The sequence below is a fragment of the Prevotellamassilia timonensis genome, from assembly GCF_021531665.1.
GTDB lineage: Bacteria > Bacteroidota > Bacteroidia > Bacteroidales > Bacteroidaceae > Alloprevotella.
Map to the genome: position 1 here is coordinate 26,055 of NZ_JADYUH010000020.1, position 10,332 is coordinate 36,386.

9 protein-coding genes are annotated in these 10,332 nt (G+C 51.1%); all 9 read left to right on the top strand.

The annotated features are described in order from the left end of the window. The first annotated feature begins 103 nt into the window (after positions 1-103). Positions 104-1,099 carry an AAA family ATPase gene (locus I6E40_RS05185; RefSeq protein ID WP_235385840.1) on the top strand — a complete coding sequence of 332 codons (996 nt, stop codon included), beginning with the start codon at positions 104-106 and terminating at the stop codon, positions 1,097-1,099. A gap of 80 nt (positions 1,100-1,179) precedes the next feature. Continuing rightward, entirely contained in the window at positions 1,180-2,115 is a 936-nt protein-coding gene (locus tag I6E40_RS05190) for a DUF58 domain-containing protein (RefSeq protein ID WP_235385841.1), read from the top strand. Further along, a complete protein-coding gene (locus tag I6E40_RS05195; RefSeq protein ID WP_235385842.1) occupies positions 2,112-3,236 on the top strand; it encodes a hypothetical protein in 1,125 nt (374 codons plus the stop codon). The genes I6E40_RS05190 and I6E40_RS05195 overlap by 4 nt, the downstream gene beginning before the upstream one ends. Positions 3,237-3,326: 90 nt before the next feature. Then, positions 3,327-4,331 (top strand): vWA domain-containing protein, encoded by a 1,005-nt coding sequence (locus I6E40_RS05200; RefSeq protein ID WP_410897035.1) that lies wholly within the window; start codon positions 3,327-3,329, stop codon positions 4,329-4,331. Between the two features lie 219 nt (positions 4,332-4,550). Next, positions 4,551-5,573, top strand: coding sequence for a VWA domain-containing protein (locus I6E40_RS05205; protein ID WP_235385844.1), 1,023 nt, complete (start codon positions 4,551-4,553; stop codon positions 5,571-5,573). After that, positions 5,570-6,232: a tetratricopeptide repeat protein gene (locus I6E40_RS05210; protein WP_235385845.1), complete on the top strand. Its 663-nt coding sequence runs from the start codon at positions 5,570-5,572 to the stop codon at positions 6,230-6,232. The genes I6E40_RS05205 and I6E40_RS05210 overlap by 4 nt, the downstream gene beginning before the upstream one ends. A 141-nt stretch (positions 6,233-6,373) precedes the next feature. Continuing rightward, a complete protein-coding gene (locus I6E40_RS05215) occupies positions 6,374-8,164 on the top strand; it encodes a BatD family protein (RefSeq protein WP_235385846.1) in 1,791 nt (596 codons plus the stop codon). A gap of 203 nt (positions 8,165-8,367) precedes the next feature. Further along, positions 8,368-9,132, top strand: a complete 765-nt coding sequence (locus I6E40_RS05220; RefSeq protein WP_235385847.1) for a tetratricopeptide repeat protein — start codon at positions 8,368-8,370, stop codon at positions 9,130-9,132. Positions 9,133-9,144: 12 nt separating this feature from the next. Beyond that, positions 9,145-9,795, top strand: a complete 651-nt coding sequence (locus I6E40_RS05225; RefSeq protein ID WP_235385848.1) for a phosphatase PAP2 family protein — start codon at positions 9,145-9,147, stop codon at positions 9,793-9,795. Positions 9,796-10,332: the final 537 nt, after the last annotated feature.

Sequence of the window (10,332 nt, forward strand, 5' to 3'; positions counted from 1 at the left end):
TTAACGATAGCATTTTAGCGCACCTCATATTTGACAATAGCATTTTAGCGCACCCCATAAGAAAGAAAAACAAACTTACCTCAGACAATTCTATATTTTCAGTATGGAAGAAATTACAGACATCAGAACTTTGAATGAACGCATCTCGGAAGAATCCGAAATTGTGACGTTGCTGACCCGCGGCATGGAAGAAACCATCATTGGTCAAAAACATCTGACGGAATCTCTCCTCATCGGTTTGCTCGCTGACGGACACGTGCTGCTTGAAGGTGTGCCCGGTCTTGCCAAGACCTTGGCAATCAAGACCCTCTCCTCACTCATCGAAGCCAAGTTCAGCAGAATTCAATTCACTCCGGACCTTCTGCCTGCCGACGTCACGGGTACGCTCATCTATAGCCCCAGAGATGAAAACTTCAAGGTCAAAAACGGTCCCATCTTTGCCAACTTCGTCCTCGCCGACGAAATCAACCGCGCCCCTGCCAAAGTACAAAGTGCGTTGCTGGAAGCCATGCAGGAAAAGCAGGTGACGCTCGGCGATGACAGTTTCCCCCTTCCCTCCCCTTTCATGGTGCTCGCCACGCAGAATCCCATTGAACAGGAAGGAACTTATGTGCTGCCTGAGGCACAGACCGACCGTTTCATGCTCAAAGTCGTGATTGGCTATCCCACGCCCGAAGAAGAGAAGAAAATTGTTCGCGCCCACATCGACGGTTCTTTTGGAAAAGTCACGCCCGTCACGGACCTCGCACACTTGAGCAAGGCTCGCGAATGGGTGAAGAAAGTCTATGTCGATGAACGCATCACTCAGTACATCACCGACCTCGTATGGGCAACCCGTGCTCCTGAAAACTACGGACTTGCAGAACTCAAACCCTACATCTCCGTCGGTGCCTCTCCCCGTGCCGGCATCAGCCTCGCTGTGGCAGGAAGAGCACTTGCGTTCATTCGCCGCAGAGGCTATGTTGTGCCCGAAGACATCAGAAGTCTTGCGGAGGACGTGCTGCGCCACAGAATCTCGCTGACCTACGAAGCAGAGGCTGACGAAGTCAAGACCGACACCATCATCCACGAAGTGTTGAACAAAATCGCTGTGCCTTGACCCGGCGGCATCATCCTCTCGGGGAGTTCACACGGAAGCCATGTTCCCCATGACTCCCCGCCAACCCATCACGAACCTCCATGCTATCTTTTTTCAAGAAACAAAGCAACCAATCTGCTCCGCCCGTTTCGTCCCCAAAAGATGAAAGCGACGGACAGAAAGAACTGCTCCGCAAGGTTCGGCATTTGGAAATCAAAACCAGGGTTCTCACCAACCAACTCTTTGCCGGACAATATCATTCTGCCTTCAAAGGCAGAGGAATGTCATTTGCGGAAGTCAGAGAATATTTCAGCGGAGATGAGGTGCGCGACATTGACTGGCACGTCACCGCACGCATGAACCACCCCTACGTCAAAGTCTTTGAGGAAGAGCGTGAGTTGACCATGATGTTACTCATTGACGTTTCCTCCAGTCTGAAGTTTGGGTCGCGAACACGCTCCGCGCAGGAACTCTGTGCAGAAATTGCGGGCACTCTCGCTTTCTCCGCCATTCAAAACAATGACAAAGTGGGCGTTGTCCTTTTCTCGGACAAAATCGAAAAGTTCATTCCCGCCAAGAAGGGCAGAGAACACATTCTGCTCATCATTCGAGAACTCCTCACTTTCAAGCCTGAGGAAAAGCGCACCAAACTCGCACCGCCGCTGGAGTTTGTCACGAAAGTCATGACGAAACGTTCCATCGTTTGCATCCTCAGCGACTTCGTTTCTTTTGATGACTATTCCAAGCCGTTGCTCATTGCTTCGAGAAAACACGACGTAGTTTCCATCGTGCTCAACGACCCGCTGACCAACGAACTTCCCGACGTGGGACTCATGAAGTTGGAAGATGCCGAAACCGGTCATCTCGGTTTCATTGACACGTCAAGCAAGAAGGTCAGAGAACACTATCGAAGCGAGGCTGAAAAAAACAAAAACGAGCGAGACATGCTCTTCCGCAAAACCGGAATCGACTCCGTCACCATTTCCACTGACGGAGACTATGTCGCCGCTCTCACTGAACTATTCGGAAGACGATGAGAAACCTTCTCCCTTTCAACAAGTTGAGTTTTCACACGAACTTTTCTCTGCGAAGTCCGCAGATGTGGTTCACACTGCTGCTGACACTCTTTCTCGGCAGCACCTCGCTGCGCGCACAGGTGCAGGTGGAACAACACGCCGACACGACAGCCATTCTGATTGGCGAACAAATCCGACTCAGACTGACCTGCACCTTGCCGCAAAGTCAAAGAGCCGCCTTTCCCGCCCCGCAACCCGGCGACACGCTGATAAAAGGCGTCGAATTTGTCAGCACCACACCCACCGACACGGTGAAAGAAACAAACAGCGGAATGATGAAACTCACGAAATACTATTTCATCACTTCCTTTGACTCCGCCCTCTACGTTCTTCCGCCGCTTCCGGTGGAAGTGAACGGAAAAAAATATTTCGCAAAGAAAAACATCGGGCTTAAAGTCAGCACCGTACCTGTGGACACGGTTCACGTCGATCGTTTCCCCGGTCCTCACGACGTGGCGGACGCTCCTTTCAGTTGGACTTGGCGCATTCCCGCAAAGATGGGACTGACCTGGTTGCTCTTTTTCTGCTTTTTGGCGTGCGTCATTCGTCTGACCAATCCGCGGATGTGGGTGAAGAAGGTGGTCATCTATCCTCCCCTGCCGCCTCATGTACAAGCCCTGAACGCTTTCCAATCTCTTCGCGGCGAAGTCGTTTCTGACGTCAAGGCTTTCTACATGAAACTGACGGATGCCCTCCGAACCTATTTGCAGGATCGTTTGGCAGTGACCGCTCACGAGAAAACCACGGCTGAGATTTGCGAAGAACTGCAAGCCCTGCCGCAAATCAAAAGCGTGGAAGAGGTGAAAGAGATTCTCACCACCGCCGACCTTGCCAAGTTTGCCAAACTCAAAGTCACCGACACAGTGATGCAACACAACCTCGAGCAGGCGGAACATTTTGTGGCAGAAACCAAACCCGAAGTGGAACCCGACTTACGTCCTCGTGTGGAGTTCCGAACCCTTTCGGAGAAACGTCAGAGTCAGATTCGTTTGGCGTTGCGCATCGCCTCCGTGCTCTTGCTTGTCGGGAGTCTGACTGCCGCCGCTTTCACGTGGATTGACGTGTGGGAGTGTTTTCTCTGAGCCACAAAATTTGCTCTGACTGAGTTGTTACCGTCTGAGCACGGTCCATTTTCTTTTTGAAACTTTGATTTCACTATGCTTTTCGCTCAAATATCTTTTGTTCAACCCATATACTTCCTTCTTCTGCTGGCGTTGATTCCTTATGTGCTTTGGCATTTCATTTGGAAACGTCGTCGCGAAGGCAGGATGCTGTTTTTCAGCACCAACGTGTTGAAGACCGCTCCGAAGACGTGGAAGAACCACTTGGTGCATCTCCCCTTTGCGCTCCGAGTGTTTGCGTTCATTCTCCTTGTAGTCGTACTCGCTCGTCCGCAGTCGTCCGGCTTTTGGCGGGAGCGCACGACGGAAGGCATCGACATGATGCTGACAATGGACATTTCCACCAGCATGTTGCTGGAAGACGTGAGTCCCAACCGAATCACCGTGGCGAAAGAGGTAGCATACGATTTCATCTCCAAGCACAAGAACGACCAAATCGGTCTGACGCTTTTTGGAGGCGAAGCATTCACCCCTTGCCCTTTGACCGGAGACCACAGCATTCTGCTGAAGAGACTCGGAGAAACCTCCTGTGAACTCCAGGCGGAAGGAATCATTCAGCCCGGAACTGCCATCGGAATGGGAGTCGCTTCGGCAGTCACCCATTTGGAACACAGCAAGACGAAGAGCAAAGTCATCATCCTCCTCACTGACGGCGCAAACAACACGGGAGACATCTCACCGCTCATGGCTGCGCAGATGGCAAAAGATGCCGGTATCAGAGTCTATACGATTCTTCTCGGAACAGACGCAGTCGTGAACATGCCCGTCGCCACGCTTCCGAACGGAGAAGTCTATAGCACGAACATTCAAACCTCCACCGACCCGCAAACGCTGCAACAAATTGCCTCGCTGACGGGTGGTACTTTCTATCGTGCCATGTCCCGCGACGCGCTCACCAAGGTCTATGAAGACATCGGCAAGTTGGAAAAGACGAAACTCATTCAGCGTCAGCATCAAAACCACGAAGACGTCTTTCAGCCTTTCCTGCTGCTGGCTGTGCTTTGTCTCCTGCTTGAGATGCTGTTGCGCCTCGTGGTGTTGCGCCGCCTGCCCTAAGTAATCCTCAAAAAATAACCTGCATCATCTTTGAAAATCTTTTCGTTCCATATTTCCTCCCTCATCAGTCACATAGCACGGCTATGCTCTTTCTTCGGGTGAAAATCTGACCTCGAAAATGTCATTCAAATCTGACGCAACTTATTATTTTCATATTACTAAATTTTCATCAGCCAATCGTTTCACCTTAGAACATCTGCAAAGGACTCCATATTTTTTATGAATACATTTCAGTTCGCCAATCCGGAATTTCTTCATGGGCTTTGGCTCATTCCGCTTTTGGTACTCCTATATATATATATGTATCGCCGGAAATCTCAGACGCTTCGTCGTTTGGGGAATCCGACACAGTTGAAGCGTCTCATGCCGGAGCGCTCGCTGTGGCGCCCGCACGTCAAATTCACCCTTTTCTTGCTTTCTCTCGCCTTGCTCATCGTGGCTTTGGCGCGCCCGCTCTACGGCATGTCGGGCAAGGCAGACACCACGCGTGGCATAGAACTGGCGGTCATGGTTGATGTGTCCAATTCCATGCTTGCGCAGGATGTTTCGCCCAATCGATTGGAGCAGGCAAAGCTTCTGCTTTCCACGCTGACCGACCGAATGCAGAACGACCAAATCGCCCTCGGCGTCTTCGCAGGAGAAGCCTACCCCCTCCTTCCGATGACTTCAGACTACGACGCTGCGGAGACCTACATCAACTCCCTTTCTCCTGAGATGGTGACACTGCAAGGCACCAATCTGCCCGCAGCCATCAGTCTTGCCGAGAAAAGTTTTTCGGACCAGGAAGAGGTGGGGAAAGCGATTTTGATTATCACCGACGGCGAGACTCATGTCGAAGGAGCGGAAGAAGCGGCTAAGGAAGCAGCCAAGCAGGGCATGAAACTCTTCGTCATCGGTGTCGGCACCACCTCCGGTGCTCCCATTCCCACGGCGCAGGGCAATTTGTTGGACGAAAACGGCAGGGAAGTTCACACCGCGTTGAACGAGCAGATGTGCCGCCAACTTGCCAAGGCTGGCTCCGGGCAATATCTTTCCCTCGGACAAACGGAGCAGGTGCGCGCCGCCTTGCAGAAAGGTTTCTCCCAACTCAAACAACGTGAAATCACCACCGTTCACTCGGAAGCGGACGAACAGTTCCCCCTCGCCGTTGGCTTCGCCTTGCTCCTCTTGGTGCTCGAAACGATTCTCTACGAGACAAAATATTCTCTCACAAAACAAATCAAGCATTTCTTCACGCGATGAAAGACTTTTCAAAACGCTCTCTCCTTTTCCTCTTCCTTTCCGTCGCTTGTCTGATGCAAGGATTTGCACAAACCACGGAGTGGAAAAAAATGCGCTACGGCAACCAAGCCTTCCGCAGCAGAAACTACAATAAAGCCGCGGACTGCTATCAGGACATCCTTCGGCAGAATCCGCAGAATCCCTACGCGCTCTTCAACATGGCGGATGTTTATCTCACCAAAGGAGACGCCGTCATGGCGGACAGCCTCTTTGAACAGGTGACACGCTTCAGCAGTTCCGCCGGTCTGAAAGCCAGAGCCTATCACAACCGAGGAGTCATCCGACAAAAATCTGCCGCGGCAGACCCGGAGAAAAAGCAACAGTTGCTGCGAGATGCCATTGAACAGTATAAGCAGAGTTTGAGACTGAATCCTCATGATGAAAACACACGCTACAATCTCGCCCTTTGCCAAAAGCAACTGAAGAACGACAAAAACCAAAATCAGCCTAAACCGCAGCCCAAACCGCAGCCGCAGCCACAAAAACAAAACGAAAAACCGCAACCCAAGGACCAGAAGAACCAACCATACTACAACCTCGTCAGACAAGCCGAGGCACAAACCTTGGAAAAACTCAAAAAAGCCCAACCGCGCCAGAGACAGCAAGGCAAGAACTGGTAGGCTGAAAGGCAAGTATATTATATAATTAGGGGTGTTCTATAAATTACGGGATAAGGAATGTTCATCTCTAAGAAATCAACTCAACCTAATTTTTAGAACACCCCTTTACAGGCAAGTATATTATATATTTACAGACTTCTCATGAGAAAACATCTATTTTTGTTTTTCCTCACCACGCTCTGTCTTCCTCTCTTCTCACAAAGTTTCACCGCTTCTGTGGAGAACGTGGGGAATGGCTATTTCCGACTCACTTTCACTGCCAATTCTAAGGAGGTCAGCCAATTCACTCCTCCCTCCCTGACGGACTTCAACGTGCTCAGCGGTCCCAACTCCTCCACCTACAGCAGCATCGTTTTTGTGAACGGGAAAAGCAGTCGAAGCGAATCCACTTCCTACACCTACATCCTTTCGCCCAAACGAAAGGGCAGCCTGAAGATTGGACCCGCCTCCATTCACATCGGAAATCGAACGGTGCGCTCCAACGCTCTCACGGTGCAGGCAAACGCACAAGCCTCTTCGCAACAATCTTCCGGACGTCAGCCCCAAAACCAAATTCCGAGACCCGAAAGAACGAACGCCAAAATCTCGGGAAAGGATGTCTATGTCGAGGTCGTCACCAGCAAGTCTAAGGTCTATGAACAGGAGGCGGTGCTCATCACCTACAAACTCTACTATCGTCCGGACGTGCAAATCACCACCACACAGTTGATGGACAAGCCTGAGTTCAAGGGCATGGTGATGCAAGATCTGCCGGGAGACAACGGGAACATACATCCCACTCTGGTAAAAGTGAACGGAGTGAACTATCGCTCTGCGGTGCTCATGCAATATCTTGCCTTCCCGCAGCAAAGCGGGCAAATCACGATTCCCCCCGTCACCTATAAGCTCACCCTCCTCCAAGCAGACCAGACTGAAGACCCGCTGGAGGCGTTCTTCAACGGCGGCGGTCACATCTCACGCCAGATGTTGTGTCAAACCAAACCGAAGAACATTCAGGTGCAGCCTCTCCCCTCGCCTCGTCCCGCCGGATTCACCGGTGCTGTCGGAAATTTTGAAATTTCTTCTGCCATTCTTGAAAAAGACCTGCGCACCGCAAACCTCGCCACCTGTCGCGTCACGCTGAAGGGGTCGGGAAACATGAAACTCATCACGCCGCCCGTCAGTCCCATTCCTACCGAGTTTGACGCCTATCCCGTCAAAACCGAAGACCGCACCAAAACCACGGAACAGGGACAGAGCGGGGAGATGATTTTTGACTATCGTTTCGTGCCTCGCTCCACGGGGGACTTCACCCTGCCCGCAGTCTCCTTCACTTTCTTTGACCCGGAAGCGGGAGCCTATCGCACCATACAAACCGCCCCCTGCAAACTCCACATTGAACAAGGAAAGAACACGGATGTCAAGGGCAACGAACAGGAAGAAACCGTGCAACTTGCCCCCCTCTCCTCCGCCGAACCGCTCCCCGTCTTTGACCCCGAGAATGTTTGGCACCGCGGAACCCTCCTCTGCTTCTTCCTCCTCTGGATACTCCTGCGACGCGGGAAAGACAGCGACAAATGGAGCCTGCCCACGCTCTCTCTGCGCAGAAAGCAAACCTCTTCTCGAGAAGTACTCGCACTCTTGAAACAGGCTGAAAAAGCATTGGCTGCAACCGACGTTCCACAAGCCTGCCTGCACCTTGAAAACGCTTTGAACCGCTTTGTGCAGAGCCTGCTCAAATTGGAATCACTTCCTGCCGACTCGTCACAAACTGAAAACTTGCTGCAGCAAAAAGGGCTCACGCCGGACTTACTGACCACCTACCACGACCTGCTTGAAACCTGTCACATGGGACGCTTTGCGCCCACCTTCGGCAATGAGATGAACAACCTGCCGGAAAGAGCGAAGACCTGGATGCAACAAGTCGAAGAACTCGTGAAAGAAAAGAAATGAGGTGCTTATATCAAACTTAGTAATCCTCAACAAATAACCTGCATCATCTTTGAAAATCTTTTCGGTCCATATTTCCTCCCTCATCAGTCACATAGTTACGGCTATGCTCCTTCTTCGGGTGAAAATCTGACCTCGAAAATGTCATTCAAATCTGACGCAACTTATTATTTTCATATTACTAAACCCGAAAAGAACATAAAACGATGAAACACAGCCTCCTCTTCTGTCTTCTGTTTTTCTCTTTTCTCCTTCCCGCCTTTGCCGGATCTGTGGATGAGAAGGTCAAAACGGCAGACAGTGTCTATGCTCGCAGAGACTATGCCACTGCCATCCGCCTCTACGAAGAAGCACTCCGCTCTCCGCTTCCTGCAGAGCGAGAAGCAGCGGTTCAAAACAACATCGGATGCTGTTACTTCCAAACGAAGGACTATGGAATGGCTGTGCTTTCTTTTCGTCGTGCGCTCCGAAAAGAAAGCGGTCACGCCGAAGCACTCCACAACCTCCGGCTCGTCGAGAGCCGTCTTGAGGACAAGTTCAATGTCTCCTCCTCCGTTTGGGAAGGAATGAAAGAGGCTTTGGCAGAGAGCGGCATGCTCCGCGCCGCCGGAAAATGGGCTTTCTGGTTGTTACTCCTGGCTGTCCTCATCGCGGGAGTTCGCTTCTTTTCTCTCCCCGAGAAAATCAGAAAAGTTTCTTCGGTCGTTTCCCTCTTGCTGGTGCTCTTCGCCCTCATGGCTGAGGGGCTGACCTTCCTTTCTCCTTCCTCTTCGGAAGCAGAAAACGAGTGGGTGGTCATCACAGAAACCGAAAGCCACGCTGCGCCCTCCGCCACCTCTCCCGTGCAGCGCAAACTCCATCCCGGCACGGTGGTGAGGAAAGTGCAAGACTATCCCTCCTCCTGGATGAGTGTCACCCTGCCCGACGGCAGCGCCACCTATCTTTCCACTGCCGCACTGAAACAAATCTAATCCTTCAAACTCATGCTCTCCACGTTGCAACAGTTTGACGCCACGCTCACCCGTGCGCTGAACGGAAGCCACAATCTCTACGCCGACACGCTGGCTCTATTGTTCACTAAGACCCAGGTTTGGTTGCCGGTGGCACTGGTGTTGGCTTTCATTCTGATTCGGCGGCGGCAATACTGGGCAGTGTTGGGCGTGGCACTGTGCGTGTTCTTCTCAGACCAAATTGCTTCCACGCTGTTCAAGCCGTTGGTTGCTCGCTACCGTCCAACGCAGTCTCCGGAGTGGATGTATTTGATGGACACGGTGAACGGCTATCGCGGCGGGCTCTACGGTTTCTTCTCCAGTCACGCCGCGAACACCGCCTCGGTGGCAGTGTTCGTGAGCCTATTTGCGCGCCGGAGACTGTGCTATGCCGTTCTCACCACTTGGGTTCTGCTGAATTGCTGGACGCGTGTCTATTTAGGGGTGCACTATGTCGGTGACCTCCTTTGCGGTCTTCTTTGTGGCGTTTTGGTAGGTTGGAGCGTGAATCTGGCGTTGCGCCGTTGGGTTTCATCCTATCGTGCCTCCCTTCCCTTTTCCGATTTTGAATCCCATCTTCTGACCCTTTCCTTTCTTTTTACCACCCTCTTTGTTTCCCTCTTTTCTTTTGTCTATGCAGCGTGAAGAGTTGCCCCGGGAACGCTGACAGTTTCCGGCGCAATGACTACTATATACGTAAATAAAGGGGGGAACAAAAAAACTCTGCAAACTATACACAAAACCCTACACAAACCCTACATCTCGCTGATTTTCCGTGCGTTACATAATGTATAGTTTGTGCTTCAAACTATACACAAACTATACACAAACTATACATTGAGAGTCAAAGAGACAAAGAGTCAAAAAGACTAAGAGACTAAGGGCGAAAGACGAAAGGACCGCCTTTTTGAAACATTAATGTCCATGAATTATTCACGAATTGACCATGAATTGATTTTTTAACACGAATTGTTCACGAATTGAACAGAATTAATGGGACAATTAATGAGACAATTAAAGGACATTAATGGAGAAATTGAAAAGCCCTTCCCTTTAGGGAGGGGTTGGGGTAGGCTTTTGAAAAGCCCTTCCCTTTAGGGAGGGGTTGTGGGTAGGCTTCCGCCCCAAAAATCCAACAATTTTGAGCCATTTTTCAGCGATTCGACATTAACATTTTTAACT

Coding starts and splice junctions, on each gene's coding strand:
- I6E40_RS05185 (WP_235385840.1), top strand. CDS start 104: ATGGAAGAAATTACAGACATCAGAACTTTGAATGAACGCATCTCGGAA.
- I6E40_RS05190 (WP_235385841.1), top strand. CDS start 1,180: ATGCTATCTTTTTTCAAGAAACAAAGCAACCAATCTGCTCCGCCCGTT.
- I6E40_RS05195 (WP_235385842.1), top strand. CDS start 2,112: ATGAGAAACCTTCTCCCTTTCAACAAGTTGAGTTTTCACACGAACTTT.
- I6E40_RS05205 (WP_235385844.1), top strand. CDS start 4,551: ATGAATACATTTCAGTTCGCCAATCCGGAATTTCTTCATGGGCTTTGG.
- I6E40_RS05210 (WP_235385845.1), top strand. CDS start 5,570: ATGAAAGACTTTTCAAAACGCTCTCTCCTTTTCCTCTTCCTTTCCGTC.
- I6E40_RS05215 (WP_235385846.1), top strand. CDS start 6,374: ATGAGAAAACATCTATTTTTGTTTTTCCTCACCACGCTCTGTCTTCCT.
- I6E40_RS05220 (WP_235385847.1), top strand. CDS start 8,368: ATGAAACACAGCCTCCTCTTCTGTCTTCTGTTTTTCTCTTTTCTCCTT.
- I6E40_RS05225 (WP_235385848.1), top strand. CDS start 9,145: ATGCTCTCCACGTTGCAACAGTTTGACGCCACGCTCACCCGTGCGCTG.